The 17,816-nt window shown below is 32.4% G+C and carries 15 protein-coding genes and 2 tRNA genes; 5 read left to right on the forward strand and 12 right to left on the reverse strand.

Features of this window, described 5'->3' with window-relative positions; all coding sequences use genetic code 11:
* Positions 1-81: 81 nt before the first annotated feature.
* Genes NZD85_RS06410 through NZD85_RS06425 form a run of 4 tightly spaced genes read right to left on the reverse strand, consistent with a single transcriptional unit; the run spans position 82 to position 4,523 of the window.
* Positions 82-1,263 (reverse strand): acetyl-CoA C-acyltransferase, encoded by a 1,182-nt coding sequence (locus NZD85_RS06410; RefSeq protein ID WP_171623201.1) that lies wholly within the window; start codon positions 1,261-1,263, stop codon positions 82-84.
* Between the two features lie 28 nt (positions 1,264-1,291).
* On the reverse strand, positions 1,292-1,636 hold the full coding sequence (locus NZD85_RS06415; RefSeq protein WP_171623200.1) for a four helix bundle protein: 345 nt from the start codon (positions 1,634-1,636) through the stop codon (positions 1,292-1,294).
* Between the two features lie 42 nt (positions 1,637-1,678).
* The gene (locus NZD85_RS06420) at positions 1,679-4,078 is read right to left on the reverse strand and encodes a 3-hydroxyacyl-CoA dehydrogenase/enoyl-CoA hydratase family protein (RefSeq protein WP_260544330.1); all 2,400 of its coding nucleotides are present in this window, start codon (positions 4,076-4,078) and stop codon (positions 1,679-1,681) included.
* The gene (locus tag NZD85_RS06425; RefSeq protein ID WP_171623198.1) at positions 4,062-4,523 is read right to left on the reverse strand and encodes a MarR family winged helix-turn-helix transcriptional regulator; all 462 of its coding nucleotides are present in this window, start codon (positions 4,521-4,523) and stop codon (positions 4,062-4,064) included. Before NZD85_RS06425 ends, NZD85_RS06420 begins: the two co-directional genes overlap by 17 nt.
* A gap of 325 nt (positions 4,524-4,848) precedes the next feature.
* On the opposite strand from NZD85_RS06425, the gene NZD85_RS06430 reads away from it, so the two are divergent.
* Together NZD85_RS06430 and NZD85_RS06435 are read left to right on the forward strand one after the other, a co-directional pair.
* A complete protein-coding gene (locus NZD85_RS06430; protein WP_260544334.1) occupies positions 4,849-6,798 on the forward strand; it encodes a KUP/HAK/KT family potassium transporter in 1,950 nt (649 codons plus the stop codon).
* 122 nt (positions 6,799-6,920) lie between these two features.
* A complete protein-coding gene (locus NZD85_RS06435; protein ID WP_260544336.1) occupies positions 6,921-7,247 on the forward strand; it encodes a YegP family protein in 327 nt (108 codons plus the stop codon).
* A gap of 108 nt (positions 7,248-7,355) precedes the next feature.
* On the opposite strand, the gene NZD85_RS06440 is transcribed toward NZD85_RS06435, so the two are convergent.
* On the reverse strand, positions 7,356-7,820 hold the full coding sequence (locus NZD85_RS06440; RefSeq protein WP_171623195.1) for a Dps family protein: 465 nt from the start codon (positions 7,818-7,820) through the stop codon (positions 7,356-7,358).
* A gap of 253 nt (positions 7,821-8,073) precedes the next feature.
* Between NZD85_RS06440 and NZD85_RS06445 the strand changes: the two genes are divergently transcribed.
* Complete coding sequence (locus NZD85_RS06445) at positions 8,074-8,601, forward strand: hypothetical protein (protein ID WP_171623194.1); 528 nt, start codon at positions 8,074-8,076, stop codon at positions 8,599-8,601.
* Positions 8,602-8,664: 63 nt separating this feature from the next.
* Here NZD85_RS06445 and prfA read toward each other — a convergent pair whose 3' ends face one another.
* From prfA to NZD85_RS06465, 4 genes are all read right to left on the reverse strand, one after another.
* Positions 8,665-9,756 (reverse strand): peptide chain release factor 1, encoded by a 1,092-nt coding sequence (prfA, locus tag NZD85_RS06450; RefSeq protein ID WP_171623193.1) that lies wholly within the window; start codon positions 9,754-9,756, stop codon positions 8,665-8,667.
* A 108-nt stretch (positions 9,757-9,864) separates the two neighbouring features.
* The gene (locus NZD85_RS06455) at positions 9,865-11,229 is read right to left on the reverse strand and encodes a T9SS-dependent choice-of-anchor J family protein (RefSeq protein ID WP_260544340.1); all 1,365 of its coding nucleotides are present in this window, start codon (positions 11,227-11,229) and stop codon (positions 9,865-9,867) included.
* 189 nt (positions 11,230-11,418) lie between these two features.
* Complete coding sequence (locus NZD85_RS06460) at positions 11,419-13,605, reverse strand: glutamine synthetase III family protein (protein ID WP_171623191.1); 2,187 nt, start codon at positions 13,603-13,605, stop codon at positions 11,419-11,421.
* A 259-nt stretch (positions 13,606-13,864) separates the two neighbouring features.
* Complete coding sequence (locus NZD85_RS06465; protein WP_171623190.1) at positions 13,865-14,278, reverse strand: DUF4293 domain-containing protein; 414 nt, start codon at positions 14,276-14,278, stop codon at positions 13,865-13,867.
* A 176-nt stretch (positions 14,279-14,454) separates the two neighbouring features.
* Between NZD85_RS06465 and rho the strand changes: the two genes are divergently transcribed.
* Both rho and NZD85_RS06475 read left to right on the forward strand, forming a co-directional pair.
* Complete coding sequence (rho, locus tag NZD85_RS06470; RefSeq protein ID WP_260544344.1) at positions 14,455-16,110, forward strand: transcription termination factor Rho; 1,656 nt, start codon at positions 14,455-14,457, stop codon at positions 16,108-16,110.
* 104 nt (positions 16,111-16,214) lie between these two features.
* Positions 16,215-16,931, forward strand: coding sequence for a hypothetical protein (locus NZD85_RS06475; protein ID WP_260544346.1), 717 nt, complete (start codon positions 16,215-16,217; stop codon positions 16,929-16,931).
* Between the two features lie 40 nt (positions 16,932-16,971).
* Here the strand turns inward: NZD85_RS06475 and NZD85_RS06480 are convergent.
* The 3 genes from NZD85_RS06480 to NZD85_RS06490 form a co-directional block, all read right to left on the reverse strand.
* Positions 16,972-17,055 (reverse strand) — tRNA-Leu (locus NZD85_RS06480).
* A 23-nt stretch (positions 17,056-17,078) separates the two neighbouring features.
* Positions 17,079-17,151: transfer RNA gene (locus tag NZD85_RS06485), tRNA-Gly, on the reverse strand.
* A gap of 167 nt (positions 17,152-17,318) precedes the next feature.
* Positions 17,319-17,798 (reverse strand): DNA-deoxyinosine glycosylase, encoded by a 480-nt coding sequence (locus NZD85_RS06490; RefSeq protein ID WP_260544347.1) that lies wholly within the window; start codon positions 17,796-17,798, stop codon positions 17,319-17,321.
* Between the last annotated feature and the right edge of the window lie 18 nt (positions 17,799-17,816).

Raw genomic sequence — 17,816 nt, forward strand, 5'->3', positions numbered from 1 at the left:
TTGTTGTTTTAGATATTAGATTTTAGAAATGAGAAGTTAGATAAATCAGAAATCTATAATCTAACCTCTCAATTCTGTGTTTTATTTTAGGTATTCGAAAATTGAAGCTGCCCCTTGACCTGTTCCAACACACATGGTAACCATTCCATATTTGGCTTTACGCGCTTCCATTTCATGTAACAATTGAACGGTTAATTTTGTTCCAGAACATCCCAATGGATGCCCTAAAGCAATTGCACCTCCATTTACATTAACAATATCAGGATTCAGATTCAACTCGCGCATTATCGCAACAGATTGCGAAGCGAACGCTTCATTCAATTCAATTAATTGGATATCTTCTTGTTTAAGACCTGCTTGTTCCAACGCTTTCGGAATAGCGAACATTGGTCCCATTCCCATAATACGTGGTGCTAAGCCAACCGTAGAATACGCCATTAAACGAGCAACTGGCTCAAGACCTAATTCTTTTACCATATCTTCTGACATTACCATTACGAAAGCAGCTCCGTCTGACATTTGCGAAGAGTTACCAGCAGTAACCGATCCTCCTTGTGCAAATACAGGGCGTAACTTTGCTAAACCTTCAATAGACGTATCAGCGCGAGGACCTTCGTCCACTTTGAAATCTATTTTCTTGGTTTGAACTTTTTCTTTATCATCTAAGAAGTTGTATTCAACTCCTATTGGAACGATTTGAGAAGTAAATTTTCCTTCGGCATTTGCTTTTAACGCTTTTTGATGCGAATTGAATGCAAACAAATCTTGGTCTTCGCGAGAAACTTTAAATTCCTTCGCAACTTCTTCAGCCGTTAATCCCATTCCCCAATAATAATCTGGATGATCTTTTGCTAAAGCTGTTTCTGGAATTGGTTTGTAACCTCCCATCGGAATATACGACATCGATTCTGCACCACCTGCGATGATACATTCTGCCATTCCTGTTCTAATTTTAGCAGCTGCTAATGCAATTGCTTCCGAACCTGATGCACAATAACGATTTACTGTAACACCTGGAACTTTATCTGTATCTAATCCCATTAACGAGATAAGACGTGCCATATTCAATCCTTGTTCTGCCTCGGGCATCGCACAGCCTACGATCAAATCATCGATACGTGCTGGATCTAAAGTTGGATAATCTTGCATTAAACGCTTAATTACTGTAGCAGCCATTTCATCTGGACGCGTAAAACGTAATGTTCCTTTTGGTGCTTTTCCTACAGCTGTTCTATATCCTGTAACTATATATGCTTGTTTCATTTTATTAAAAGTATTATGTATTGTTGTATTATGTATTAAGTGACTTTTTTAACTTAGCTATCATATTTTGTATATGATTCAATTCTTTCAAACATTCATCATTTTCAATATAATTAAGTTTTAATGCAATAATTAATTGAGTTTCTAATTCAAAACTCGAAGCTAAAGCAATAGATAAAAATTGATTAAATTCTTTTTTACTATTTCTACCAGCTCCTTCTGCTATATTCGAAGGAATTGATATTAAACTTCTTTTTATTTGTGATGTCAAACTATATATTTCTTCCTTAGGAAAAGATTTCAAAATTGAATAAACATAAATTGTATAATCAATTGATTTTTGCCAAACAAGTAAATCTTTATAGTTATTCATCTTAATACTTTTTACATTTTACTTAATACAAAAATCAAAATACTAGTTTCTTAAAGGTTTACCTGTTTTCAACATATGTTGGATACGCTCTAACGTTTTTCTTTCGCCACAAAGTGATAAGAAAGTTTCGCGTTCTAAGTCTAACAAGTACTGTTCTGAAACATAAGTCGATTCAGATAAGTTACCACCTGTCATTACATATCCTAATTTATTTGCAATCAAACGATCGTGATCTGAAGCAAAACGTCCAGCAACCATAGAATCTGTTCCGACATAGAACATTCCCATCGCTTCTTTTCCTAACACTTCTACTTTACGTTGAATTGGTTGTGTGTAACCTGCTTCTGCCATAATAATTGCATGCTTCTTCGCTTCTGCAATTTGGCGTTCTGCATTTACCACAACAATATCTTGCTCACGAATAATTCCCATATTCTTCGCTTCATAAGCTGAAGTTGCTACTTTAGCAGTTGCGATATTCATGAAATTATCACGCAAATGATTTACTTTTACATCATCTTTCAATGCAAATTCTGTTGCACGGCGCGCAAATTCTTTTGAACCTCCACCACCTGGGATCAGACCAACTCCAACCTCAACCAAACCAATGTAAGTTTCGGCAGCAGCTACAATTTTATCGGCATGCATCGACATTTCACAACCTCCACCAAGTGTCATTCCATGAGGAGCAACAACGACTGGAATAGATGAATAACGAACACGCATCATGGTATCTTGAAACATTTTGATTGCCATGTTCAACTCCCACCAATCTTGCTCAGCAGCCATCATCATAATCATTGCTAAATTAGCTCCAACAGAGAAATTGTCGCCTTGGTTACCAATCACAACTCCACGATAATCTTTTTCAGCTAACTCGATTCCTTTATTAATTCCTTGTAAAACTCCTCCTCCAAGAGAATTCATTTTAGAACGGAATTCGATATTAATGATACCATCACCTAAATCTTGAATTGAACATTCTTTGTTTGACCAAATTTCGTTGGTTTTTCTAATGTTATCCAATACGATAAATGCATCTTGACCAGGAATTAATTCGAATTGTTTTGAAGATTGATTATAGAATAATTTCTTTCCATTTTCAATTTTATAGAAAGAATCCGCTCCAGTTTCTGCCAATTCTTTTACCCAATCCGAAACCTTGAAACCTTCTGATTCTACTAATTGAATTCCGCTTTGTAAACCTACTAAATCCCATGTTTCGAATGGTCCATATTTCCAAGCGTAACCAGTTTTTAACGCATCATCTATTGGATAAAGAACATCGGTTATTTCTGGAACACGTTGCGAAACATAAGCAAATAATGACGCAAAATGTTTACGGATTAATTCTCCTGCTTTTCCTGAGTCTTTCAATAAAATACCTAATTTATTACGCATAGAACCCGCATTTTTAGCAGTTTCTACAGCTGTAACTTTTGCACGTTCCATCGGACGATATTCTAACGTATCAAGATTTAACGCAAAACGATTCGTGTTTCCGTCTTTGTCAATCTCTTTGTAATAGAATCCTTTTTTGGTTTTATCGCCTAAGAATTTTTTTTCGATTAAGAAATTCAAGAATTTTGAATCTTTCAGACCTTGAATCATTTCATCGTTTGCTGCATTTTGCTGTAAACCTTTTGTTACATTATATGCAGTATCCAAACCAACCAAATCACCCAATTTGAATGTCCCCGTTTTTGGACGACCCAAAATAGAACCTGTTAACGTATCAACTTCTTCAATCGTTAATCCGATTTCTTGCGCCAATTCCATCACTTTTGCCATAGAGTAAACTCCCACTCTATTCCCGATAAAACCTGGTGTATCTTTACATAAAACAGGTGTTTTACCTAAAAATAAAGATGCATAATTTTGGAAAAACTCAATAACAGATTGATCTGTTTGAGGAGTTGGAATAATTTCGAATAATTTTAAGTAACGTGGTGGATTAAAAAAGTGCGTTCCACAGAAATGTTTCTGAAAATCTTCCGAACGACCTTCCGCCATCAAATGAATTGGAATACCAGAAGTATTCGACGTCACTAAAGTTCCTGGTTTTCGGAAGTTGTCGACACGTTCGAAAATAGATTGTTTAATATCCAATCTTTCGATCACAACTTCTATTACCCAATCCGAGTTTTTAATTTTCTCGAAATCATCATCAAAATTTCCTACGGTTATACGAGAAGCAAATGCTTTGTCATAAATTGGTGAAGGATTGCTTTTTAAAGCAGCGTCTAAATGAGTTTGAGCAGTTCTGTTACGAACTACTTTACTCTCTAAAGTAAGTCCTTTCGCTTGCTCTTGTGGTGTAAGCTCGCGAGGAACCATATCTAACATCAAGACTTCGACTCCGATATTTGCAAAATGACATGCAATACCAGACCCCATTACTCCTGATCCTAATACAGTTACATGTTTAACGTGTCTTCTCATAATTGTTTTTAAATATTTTTTTGTCCGATATTAATTGGTTAATCTTATAAATCACTTCCAAGAAAATTTGCATTTTTTCTGGATCGATGTGATTATTAATTGATTCATTAAACTGCAAAACAAAATGTTTTGAAATGTCTCTCATTCGTAAACCTTCCTCTGTCAATGTGATTAAAACACTTCGACCATCTTCTGGATTTGGTTTTCTGACGATAAATTTTCTTGCTTCTAAGTTTTTCAATGTACGTGATAAGCTCGTTGGCTCTATTCCCATTTTAGGCCCTAAAGATGTACTTGGCGTACCTCCCTTTGGATCTATTGATAATAATGTAAAAGCATACACCATAGTGGAATCGTAAGCTCCTGCTTGCTCGTTATACATTTTTTGTACAGAAAGCCATGTTGAACGCAATAAATAATCTATCGTTAAATCTTCTCTTAACATATTTTAGTGTATGTCTAACAAATATAATCTTTTTTTATTATGCAAGCATAACAAAGTTTTAAAAATTAATTTATCTAAATACAATTCATTACAATTTATTAATTTTCAGCAAGATATTAGTTTAAAATAATCCCTTAAAAATAAATACTATGAATAAATAATACTTAAATTTATTCATAATTAACCAAAAGAAAAGAATTGGTGTAAAAATACGCTATGATTAAAATCGAAAATAAATATAAAGTAGCTTTTGTATTATAAATAAATAAGATTGTAAAATCTCTTTTCAACAGCATACATTCGTAGAAATTTTAAAATATTGCTTATGGAATCAAACCATACAATGAATAAAGTAACAGCGGCAACTCTATTAATCGCATTTGGAATCATTTACGGTGACATTGGAACAAGTCCTTTATATGTAATGAAAGCGATAATTGGAGAAAATCGTGTAATTGATGAAGCAATTGTCTACGGAGGCGTTTCGTGTGTTTTTTGGACTTTATGTTTTCAGACTTCGATCAAATATGTATGGTTGACACTAAAAGCAGATAATGATGGTGAAGGAGGAATTTTTTCGTTGTATTCGCTGATCAAGAAAAAAGGTAAAAACTTAATTATTCCAACGATTATTGGCGCTTCTGCATTACTTGCAGACGGTATAATCACTCCACCCGTTTCCGTCTCTTCCGCTGTAGAAGGACTTCGGATGCTAAATGGTTTAGAACACCTCCCTACTATTCCTATTGTTATCTTTATCCTTTCGATGTTATTTTTCTTCCAACGATTTGGAACAAATAAAGTAGGTAAAATATTTGGACCATTTATGGTTTTATGGTTTACGATGCTTTTGGGGTTAGGAGTTTTACACATCGTACATCATCCAAGTATTATTAAGGCTTTAAATCCTTACTACGCTTACAATCTTTTAATGAATTATCCTCATGGATTTTGGATACTTGGAGCCGTTTTCTTGTGTACAACTGGAGCAGAAGCCTTATACTCAGATTTAGGTCATTGTGGTCGAAAAAACATCAGAATCAGTTGGATTTACGTTAAAATCTGTTTAGTTACAAATTACTTAGGTCAAGCAGCATGGTTGATGCATCAAGATAATCCAATGTTAGACGGACGAAATCCTTTTTACGAAATGATGCCAGAATGGTTTCTAATTCCTGGAATTTGTATTGCTACTGGTGCAGCTATTATTGCTTCTCAAGCTTTAATCACAGGTTCATTTACCTTGATCAACGAAGCAATTAACTTAGGTTATTGGCCAAGAACATTGATTATTCAACCTAACGAACACAAAAGTCAGGTTTACATTCCTACAATCAACTTCTTATTGTGGGCAGGTTGTGTATTTATTGTCTTATATTTCCGAGACTCTTCTCACATGGAAGCCGCTTATGGACTTGCAATTACCATTACCATGTTAATGACTACTTTTTTGTTATCGTATTATCTAAATTATTACACCAAATTCAACAAACTATTTATAGTTGCTATTTTATCCATTTTTGTCGCTATCGAAAGCTCTTTCTTTATCGCGAATGTCGTAAAATTTGTAGATGGTGGCTATTTAGCCCTGTTAATGGGATGGTTGTTCTTCGTGATTATGTATTGTAGTTTTTATGGTAAAATTCTCAATTCACGCAACCTCGAATTTGTCAAAATAAAGCGATATGCCAATGTATTAACAGAATTAAGCGAAGACAAAACCATAAACAAATATTCGACTTTCTTGTTTTATTTAACCAAATCTACCAATCCAAAAAACATTGAAAAATACAGTATTCAATCTATCCTATCAAAGCGACCAAAACGTGCAGATGTATATTGGTTTGTCAACATTAATCGTGATAGCGAACCTTATACATTAAATTATAAAATTCTGCCAATTGTTGAGCAAAAAATATATCGAATTACGTTTAATATTGGATTTAGAGTTCAACCCAAAACAGAACAATATATCAAAAAAGTAATCAATGATATGTATGCAAATGGAGAATTGGAATTAAAATACTTGAATCCTTGTCTAAAAAAATACAATCAAGATCCTGACATGAAATTTGTATTAATTGAAAAATTCCCTTCAATTGAAACCAAACTAAGCATGAAAGAATTCTTTACTTTAAAAATATATTACATTTTAAAGAAAATAGAATTTAACATACCGAAATCTTTTGGACTTGAGAAAAATGACGTTGTAATCGAACACATACCGCTATATGTTCATAAAAACAATGTTGACAATTTGAAGAGAATCGAATAAAAATTTGAAATCCTGAAAATTAATTTCAGGATTTTTTTATTGAACCTATTTTTCATCATTCAAACTATCAAATAAATTTTATACATTTATATTCATCATAAACCATTAGATATCTATTTATTATGTTTGAAATTTATCAAGACAAAGCAGGAGAATATCGTTTTCGTTTAAAAGCTAAAAACGGACAAAATATTTTGGCAAGCGAAGGGTACAAACAAAAAGCAAGTTGCGAAAACGGAATCGAATCAGTCCGTAAAAATTCGCAAGATGATTCTAAATTTGAATTGAAAGAAGAAACTTCTGGAAAATGGCATTTCAATTTGAAAGCTGTGAACGGACAAATTATTGGAACAAGCCAATCTTACGAAACAGAATCTGGTGCTAAAAATGGAATAGCTTCTGTAAAAACAAATGCGTTAGATGCAGAAGTAAAAGAAGTAAAGGGTTAAAATATAAACCTTTATAAAAAGCTGAAGCCTTGGAAAATCCAAGGCTCAACCTAATTAACACTAATATGAATTAACACTAAAAACTTATGAAGTAAAATAATGTTCACTTTATTTAAGATGCGATCTAAGCATCCAAGCAGTTTTTTGATGTTGTTCTAATAAACCAACTAAGAAATCCGAAGTTGAAATATCGTTGAACTCATCAATTTCTACTACAGCTTCTGCCAAAAAGTTTATAATCACTTCGTGGTCGTGTAGCAAATCAGCAATAAAACTTAAACTATCTTTGTTTTCTGTTTTTCTTGCCTCTGACAAATGAGCTAACTGCAAATACTCTGCCATTGTTGCTGGTGCGTATACATCTTTTTGACGTATTTTTTCCGCAACATCGTCTATGACAATTTGTAACTCGTTATATAACGTTTCAAAATACACATGTATGGTTTGAAAATCTGGACCTTCAATATTCCAATGTGCATTTCTTGTTTTTAAATATAAAATATGCTCGTCTGCTAATAATTTAATTAAAATATCAGCGATTTTTTGTTTTTTTTCTGGCGATAATAATTTCATTTGTTTAAATTTTTATATTGTCTATTTTGATTAACTTTACTACTGCAAAGATAAAACCAGAAAAGCAATAAATTATAGATTTATTAAACCTAATATCTATTCTTTTATAATAAAAAACTATGAACGACTCGTTACAATTAAAATTAATAATGATGTTTATTGAAAAACAGAATTATTATTTTTGATAGGACAAATTTATAGTGGTTTTTTCAATTATAGCCATTTTTAAACGTTAAATATTAATTAAATTTCTATGAAAAAGTTACTCTTATTTATCATTTCTTTAACCCTAAGCAGTACTATTTATGCTCAAATAAATCAAAACCAACCATTTAATAACAATTGGCGATTTGGTGGTGGTCTTGGATTATCTTTTGGTAATAATGGTTATTTTGGTTTCAATGTTTCTCCAAGTGTTGGTTACATGATTGCTAACAATTTAGAACTTGGTGCTACAGCCGGTTATCAATATGCAAAAGACGATTATGCTAAATTGAATTTATTTAATGCTGGACCTTATGTTAACTTTTTTCCAGTCGAAAATCTTTTTCTTAGAGCCAACTATATGTACTACACAGGGAAACAAAAGTATAACGAACGTTATAACTATAATTACGAAACAAATTTAGATGAATCTGCTTTATGGTTAGGTGCTGGTTATCAATCTTCTGGACCTGTAAGATTTCAAGCAGGTGTTATGTATAACGTATTATACAAAGAAAATGAAAGTATATTCTCTAGCGGATTTCAACCTTTTATGGGTGTATCTATAGGTTTATAATAAACAAAAATCCATCTCAGTCATTGAGATGGATTTTTGTTTATTATATTAATCAGATGAATATTAGAAATCTTCTTCTGATCCTTTCAATTTTTCTGCATTTTCTGCCACTTTCAACGCATCAATCATTTCTTGAATATCTCCATTCATAAAGTTATCCAAATTGTAAATCGACTTATTGATACGGTGATCCGTTACACGTCCCTGCGGATAGTTGTATGTACGAATTTTAGCCGAACGGTCTCCAGTTGACACTAAAGATTTACGTTGAGCCGAACGCTCTGAATGTTTTTTCTCGAATTCTATTTCATACAATTTTGTACGTAACAATTGCAATGCCTTCTCGCGGTTTTTATGTTGCGAACGCGCTTCTTGACAAACAATTACGATACCTGAAGGTTTGTGTGTTAATTGAACTTTCGTTTCAACCTTATTTACATTTTGTCCTCCCGCACCAGACGAACGAGCTGTTTGATATTCTAAATCTGCTGGATTAATCACCACATCCACTTCTTCGGCTTCTGGTAAAACCGCAACAGTAATCGCCGAAGTATGCACACGTCCCTGAGATTCTGTTTCTGGAACACGTTGTACACGATGAACTCCTGATTCGTATTTCATCGTTCCATAAACTGCATTCCCTTCCACTTGCATCACCAACTCTTTGTATCCTTTTCCAGATGCATCAGAAGTATTCAAAACTTCATGTTTCCATCCTCTTTCTTTAAAATACATCGAATACATACGGTAAATGTCTTCTACGAAAATTGCTGCTTCATCTCCTCCTGTACCAGAACGCAATTCAACGATAACGTTTTTATCATCTTCTGGATCTTTTGGAATCAACATCATTTTGATCTCTTCTTCCATTGCAGGAATTGCATTGATTGCTTCATCTTTTTCGATTTTAGCTAATTCAACCATTTCTGCATCAGAACCGTCATTAATGATTTCGTCTGCTTCTTCAATCGCATTTAAGTATCCTTCGTATACTTTTTGAATCTCTACGAAATCTCTTAAATCAGAATATTCTTTGTTTAATTTTGCATAACGAGCTTGATCTGTCACGATATCAGGTTGGATGATCAAATCTGCCACCTCATCAAATCGTTGTTTAATTGCTCTTAATTTATCTAATAGACCTAAATCTGCCATATACTTTTATTGGATTGCAAAGATACAATAACTCAAGTGATTCAGAAAATTTGAATAAAAAAAACCGATGAAAAATCATCGGTTTTGTATTCTAATCTTAGTTAAAAATTATTTTTTAACTAATTTTTTCACAACTTTGCTTGTGCCATTATTAATTTCTAAAATATAAACTCCTTTTGGTAAAGATGAAATATCGTATGAATCTGCGTGTTTAAATGTTTTAACTTTAGCTCCATTTAGATTAAATAATTCTAAAGTTACTTTAGATTTATCTGCATTTGAGTCTAAGTTTACTTTGAATGAATCTTGAACTGGATTTGGATACACACTAACAGCTTTATCTGATTTAACAGTTGATGTTCCTAATGTTTTCAATTTTCCTTCAACGGATACATTATCAATATTGATTCTGTACATATCTGATACATTAAAGTGTCTGAATGTAATATAGATTTTTTGTCCTACAAATTCTGTTAAATCTACTGATCTTTCAGTTTCTGTACCAGGCAAGTCTTTTTCGGTAAACACCTGTTTGAAATCTGATTCATTAGAAGTATCGTTAGTTGTAGAAATATAAACGGCATAATTCTCTTTGTTATACAATGGATCAGAAGCAAAAACTCCATATTTCAAAGTTGCTTTACCGTCTACATTTGTTAAATCAATTTCTGGAGATGTTATCCAGTTATCTGGAGTTAAAGGACCATAATCATTAATATAAGATGCCGAAGTAATTAATGGACTGCCAACAGGGTTACCTGATGCATCTGTTGATTGAACAGCTGTCCAATTAAATTTGTCTCCATCTTTATCTGATAACTTCCAATCAGAAATATCTACATCGTCAAAATTATCTGACCAAATAACATCACTTGTTGGATCTGGATCACCTCCTCCTGAAGATTCTGTCACCTTTATATCATCAATTAATAACATAAACATATCAGTAGAGTTATTAACAAATGCTATTCTTACTTGCTGTCCTGCATAGTCTTTTAAATTGAAAGTTCTTTTTTTCCAATCACTATCTTCAGCTGACACGCTTAATATTTCAGTTTTAAAATCAGCTATTGCATTACCTCCTGTAGAAATCATGACTTTATAACCGTCAGAAAAATCTGGGTCTTGCGCTTTAGCTTTCCATTCTAAAACAGGATCTTTAGCATCTTTAAGATCAATAACTGGTGAAATCAACCAATCGTCTGATGTTCCTGTTGGACTGTACCATGAAGTACTCATTGCTGCAAAGTTTCCCATAGGTCCACCATAATTTCCATTATTTCCTTGTCGATCAATAGAATTCCATCCATTTGTTATGAAATTCACTGCAGACGCAGGCTTATTCTTATCATTATCTATAACTGTCCATGCGCTAATACCTGGTCCATTCCCATCAAAATTTTCTTCAAAAATTTGTGCTGATAGCGTTGCAAGAGACGATAAAGTCAATAAAGAACATAAAATTTTTTTCATAAAAAATTCATTTTAAGTGTTAATTAATATTAATGTTACTATAAACTTATAGAAAAAAAAATATAAAACACAATATTGCCTTATCAAAACGCTTAATTTATAACAATTCAAAATAAATGACATATATCACTTGTTTAAACAAAAAAACCGATGAAAAATCATCGGCTTTGTATTATATCATTAAAAATATTATCGGGTAAACAATAACTCTCTATATTTTGTTAAAACCCAATATTCGTTATCCACCATCAACTCTAACTTATCTGCATGGTAACGAATTTCGTCATAATAAGGTTTTACTTTATCACAATAAGCGTGAGCTTTTTCTTCTAAAGACTCCACCACATTTGCCTCCTTACGTGCATCCATCATCAAGTGTAATTTTGCATTTAATTCGTTAACGTGCATCGAAATTTTCTTCAAAATAATTAATTGCTCTCCAGCATATTGTTCATAGTCGTCTCCGAATATATCTTTGAATCCTTTAATATTTTTGATTAACAAGTTTTGATATTTAAAAACAGTTGGGATAATATGATTTCTTACTATATCACCTAAAACACGTCCCTCTATCTGAATTTTCTTGATATAATCCTCTAATTCGATTTCGTAACGAGCCTCAACTTCTGTATGATTCATCACATTTACTTCCGCAAATAAATCCAACGATTTTTGAGAAATTTTTGCTTTTAAAGCTGCTGGAGTTGTTTTATGATTTGATAATCCACGACGAACCGCTTCTTCTTCCCATTCTTTACTGTATCCATCACCTTCAAAAAGAATATGTTTGGTTTCTTTGATGTATTCGCGTAAAACGTTAAAAATTGCTTCATCTTTTTTCAAACCGCTTTCAATCAACGTATCAACTTCTTTTCTAAAATCCATCAATTGTTTGGCAACAATAGCATTCAAAGTTGTCATTGCGTTTGCACAGTTTGCTGTAGAACCAACCGCACGAAACTCAAATTTATTTCCTGTAAATGCAAATGGAGAAGTTCGATTACGATCTGTATTATCTAATAATACATCTGGAATTTTCCCAACGACATTTAATTTTAGATCCGTTTTTTCTTCTGGAGATAACTTCCCTGTCGAAACACCTTCTAATTCTTCCAATACTTTTGTCAATTGCTGACCAATAAAAATTGAAATAATAGCAGGAGGCGCTTCATTTGCACCTAAACGATGATCATTAGAAGCTGATGCAATAGATGCACGTAATAATTCTTCATAAATTGAAACCGCTTTTATTGTATTAATAAAAAATGTCAAGAACTGTAAATTACTATTTGGCGTTTTGCCTGGCGCTAATAAATTCACTCCTGTATCAGTTGCCAACGACCAGTTATTGTGTTTTCCAGATCCATTAACACCTTTGAACGGTTTTTCGTGAAATAACACTTTAAAATGATGACGCTCTGCTACTTTTTGCATGACATCCATTAATAATGAATTGTGGTCAACCGCTAAATTTGTTTCTTCAAAAATTGGCGCTAATTCAAATTGATTTGGAGCAACTTCATTATGACGTGTTTTGACAGGAATTCCTAACAACATACATTCGTTCTCTAAATCGCGCATATAATTCAACACGCGAGCAGGAATCGATCCGAAGTAATGATCCTCTAATTGCTGTCCTTTAGCCGAAACATGACCTAACAATGTTCTACCAGTTTGTAAAATATCAGGACGAGAAGCTGCTAAAGCATCGTCAATTAAGAAATATTCTTGTTCCCAACCCAAAGTTGGTGTAACTTTCTTTACATTTTTATCAAAAAATTTCGCCACCTCTGTAGCCGCTTCATCTATAGACAAAAGTGCTCTTAACAATGGGGCTTTATTATCTAAAGCTTCACCTGTATACGAAACAAAAACGGTAGGAATACACAATGTTGTTCCAAAAATAAATGCAGGAGAAGTAGGATCCCAAGCTGTATACCCGCGTGCTTCGAAGGTATTTCTGATTCCTCCATTCGGAAAAGAAGATGCGTCTGGCTCTTGTTGAACCAATAATGATCCACTAAATTTTTCTACTGGATCTGCTCCATCAAATGAGGTTTCAAAAAACGCATCATGTTTTTCTGCTGTAGTTCCTGTCAGAGGCTGAAACCAATGTGTATAATGCGTAACTCCTTTACTCATCGCCCATTCTTTCATACCTAAAGCTACAAAGTCTGCCATTTTACGGTCAATTTTAGTACCATAATCCATTGCAGAACGTACTGCTTTGTATGCTTCCGAAGTTAAATGCTGACGCATTACTTTGTCATTAAATACATTACTTGCAAAAATATCTGATTTTTTACCTAAATCAGGAACGCTAACCGGCTTACGATTACTTGCGGCTTTTAAAGCTTCAAAACGAAATGATGTCATAAAGAAATAATTTATGTTGTTTTATGGTACAAAAATAAATAAAAAATAAACACAAAATAAAACTACCCCCTATTTTTTAGGGGTTAATCGAAAATTAATATAATACAACACTTCGACACCCCTGTTTTAAACAGTCAATAAAATAAAAAAGTAAAATTCTTCTTTATTTTATATTAAAATGTAATTAATAGAAACGAAAAAAGCAGTTTCAACACGTTGAAACTGCTTTTAGACACTCATAATATAAAAAGTTTTTGGTCTATCTGAATCTATCTACTGATTTTACAAGATCATCATCCTTCTTAATCAAACGATTGGCAATTGACAGAAGCACAATCGAAGCTAAAGGAACTAATGCCCAAATACCTTTCTCAGAATTTCCTTCTCCAGGTAATGTTAATAGACAGTAAACAAAAGAACCAATTAATAAAACATTCAAAATAATATTTAACCATCCCAAGCTAATCTGTAAGCTTCGTTTTTTAAAAAACATAATGGTTAAAAACGAAATTAAAGCTGATGAGAAAAAGGCTAATGAAAAAATGTAATCTCCTTTCTCTGGATTTTGCAACCATTGTAATGGAATATCAAATAGTTTATCAAAATTCATGGCGAATATACTCGAAATTATTCCACTTAAGAATAAATATATACTTTGCTTTCTTTGAATCATTTCTTAAATTTCGAATACAAATGTAAAAAAACTTTTTGAGTTTTTATAATTATTCGTACTATTGCATTAATAAATCTCAAATTTATTCGCTTTGTAACAATTCTATTGTTATGATTCCCAATTACTTTATTGAATAAAAAAAAATATAAACACATTAATACCTTCATTATAGGATTATGTTTGATATCGAAAAATTAAAATCATTCAAATTACCAGATTTACAACAAGTTGCAGAGCAATTAAAAATCGATGGGTATAAAAAATTAAAAAAAGGCGAGCTGTTAGATACTGTCTTAGCTTTTATTAATACTCAACCAAAAGTTGAGGAAAGTGTTAAAACAAAAGCAGAAACGAAACCTGCTGTAAAAGAAAAAGCACAAGAGAAAACCGAAAATCTTCTTGTTGAAGAGAAGAAACCGAAACGTAAAAGAGTTCAAAATCCAGAAGTAGAAACTCATCAAAAAGAGACTATTCAAGAAGAAGTCAAAATCGAAAAGATGGATAATACTTCAGAAGAAATAGACAAAAATGAGGAGAAAAATCCTCGTGTTAATAAATTTCAGGAACGAGCGAACAAAAGCCAAGACCTGAAAAAAAATAACAATCAGAAGAGAAACAATCCATCTGATCAACGTAATCAAAACGAACCATCTCAACAAAACAATCACCCAAACCAACAAAATCAAAAAAATAAATACCGCGCTGCGAATTATGAATTTGATGGAATTATCCAAACAGAAGGTGTTTTAGAGATTTTACCAGATAACAATTACGGTTTTTTACGTTCGTCAGATTTCAATTATTTATCATCTCCTGATGATGTTTATGTTTCTCAATCTCAAATTAGATTATTTGGATTAAAAACGGGAGATACAATTACAGGAGAAGTTCGCCCTCCAAAGGAAGGTGAAAAATATTTTCCTTTAATTAAAATCAAAGAAATTAACGGACGAACACCAGATTATGTACGAGATCGTATCGCTTTTGAGCATTTAACTCCACTTTTCCCTAACGAGAAATTCAATCTTAGTAATTCAAAATCTTTATCAAATCGCGTAATTGATTTATTTACACCAATTGGTAAAGGTCAACGTGGGATGATTGTGGCACCACCAAAAACGGGTAAAACAACCTTATTGAAAGATATTGCGAACGGAATTGCTCAAAATCATCCAGAGGTATATTTGATTGTTTTATTAATCGATGAACGTCCAGAAGAGGTAACGGATATGAAACGTTCTGTAAACGGAGAGGTTATTGCGTCTACGTTTGATGAAGAAGCAAATCGTCATGTAAAAGTTGCGAACATTGTTTTAGAAAAAGCAAAACGTATGGTAGAATGTGGACATGATGTCGTAATACTTTTAGATTCTATTACGCGTCTTGCTCGTGCTTACAACACGGTTTCTCCTGCATCTGGTAAAGTTTTATCGGGTGGTGTTGATGCCAATGCATTACACAAACCAAAACGTTTCTTTGGAGCAGCTCGTAACATCGAGAATGGAGGTTCTCTTACAATTATTGCAACTGCATTGATTGATACAGGTTCTAAAATGGATGAAGTTATTTTCGAAGAATTTAAAGGAACTGGTAACATGGAATTACAATTGGATCGTAAGATTTCGAACAAACGTATTTTCCCTGCGATTGATTTAGTAAGTTCTTCTACGCGTAAAGATGATTTATTATTAGACGATAAAACTCAACAACGCATGTGGGTATTAAGAAATATGTTGGCGGATATGAATCCTGTTGAAGCGATGGATTTCTTGCATCAACGTATTAAAACAACTCGTAGCAACGAAGAATTTTTAATTTCGATGAACGGATAAAATTGTTCTTAACATAAATTCAAAAACCATCTAAAGTTATTTAGGTGGTTTTTTTGTTTTAAAAAGTAATATATTCATAAAGTCAACATTAAGATACTTTTATTATGTATAAATATTTTATCATTATTATTTATCTTATAATTTCATCTTGCGTTGTAAATCATCAAGAAGAATTATTAAAAAATAGATATATAAATAAAAAGGTAGTATTAAACAAAATAAACTATAATGAAAAATCGCTTTATTTTTTACCTATTCGACATATCGGAACTAAAGTTTATTATCAACAAGTAACAACTAAAATTGACAGTTTACAATCTTTAGGATATCATTTTCTTTTTGAAGGAAATTCTCTTCATAAATCCGATAAAATAGTTTCAGATGAAAACGTAGAAAGTTACCTAAAATTCAGAAAAATAACTGGTATTGACATCCTATTACCCTATTCTAAAATCCCTCCTTATTCAGATTATTGCATCAAATATAATCTTATAGACCAACCTAGTTATGCTGAATTTGGAATGAATGAAAATGATTCAAAAAGCGCTGATTTATCCATTAAACAATTAGTCGACTCATATGAAAAATCTTACCCGAAAATCACATTAGATTCTTGTGATTACAATACTAATTTAAACGAAACGTATTCATGTACCAAAGTAGATGAAACTTCAAGAAAAATTTTTATGAAAGACTTTATTTTAAAAAAACGAAATGAACATTTAGTAAGTCAAATAAAAAATAACAAGAATAAGCAGCTTGTTATTATTTATGGAGAAAATCATTTTGATGAAGTTAAAGATATACTTGAAAAAAATTAGCACAAAAAAAGCCCAAGAAAATAAATTCTTGAGCTTTTAGTACCTCAGGCGGGACTTGAACCCGCACGTCCTAATGGACACAGGATTTTAAGTCCTGCGTGTCTACCAATTCCACCACCAAGGCATCCACTTCTAAGAAAGAAGTTGAGCGGGAAACGAGACTCGAACTCGCAACATTCAGCTTGGAAGGCTGACGCTCTACCAATTGAGCTATTCCCGCGATTGTGAGTGCAAATATAGAACAGCTTTTTTAATTACAAAACTTTTAGGAAGCATTTTTTTATAATTATTTTACATATAAAGCTAAGTTTCTCATCATAAAATTTTTAAGCTAAAAAATAATTTTATTTTTCTTTGATTAATTATTTTGAACATGAAAAGATTATCCTAAATAATTGCTTTTTTCCAGATTTCAATCAATCGTTCGTAAGAAAATTGGGCATTTGCAGGACTTGTACTTGGCACAGAAATATACTCTATGAATGTTTTTTTTTCAAAATATTTCCAAAATAATTGATACGCTTTCTTTCCATTGAAAATTATTTTCTCGATTGTAGGATGTTCATTCAAAAATTCATCAATTTGATTTGGCGAAACATTTCTCATATCCACATCCATGCTTCCTTTTCGTTCAGCAGAATGCGCAACATCCCAAAGCGCTAACTTATTTTGTAAAATAAGTTGATTTCTTGTTTCATAATCTTCTGAAAATTCTGTCTTGAAAATCTCAAACATCATTTTCCAAAATCTATTACGCGGATGCCCATAATATTGATTGACTTCTAACGATAAATCCCCAGGTAAAGAGCCAAGAATTAATGTTTTTGGTTGTTCTGATGTAATTGCAGCAAAAGATTGTTTATGCATTTTGTCTTATTCTAAAAT

The organism is Empedobacter stercoris (genome assembly GCF_025244765.1).
GTDB lineage: Bacteria > Bacteroidota > Bacteroidia > Flavobacteriales > Weeksellaceae > Empedobacter > Empedobacter stercoris.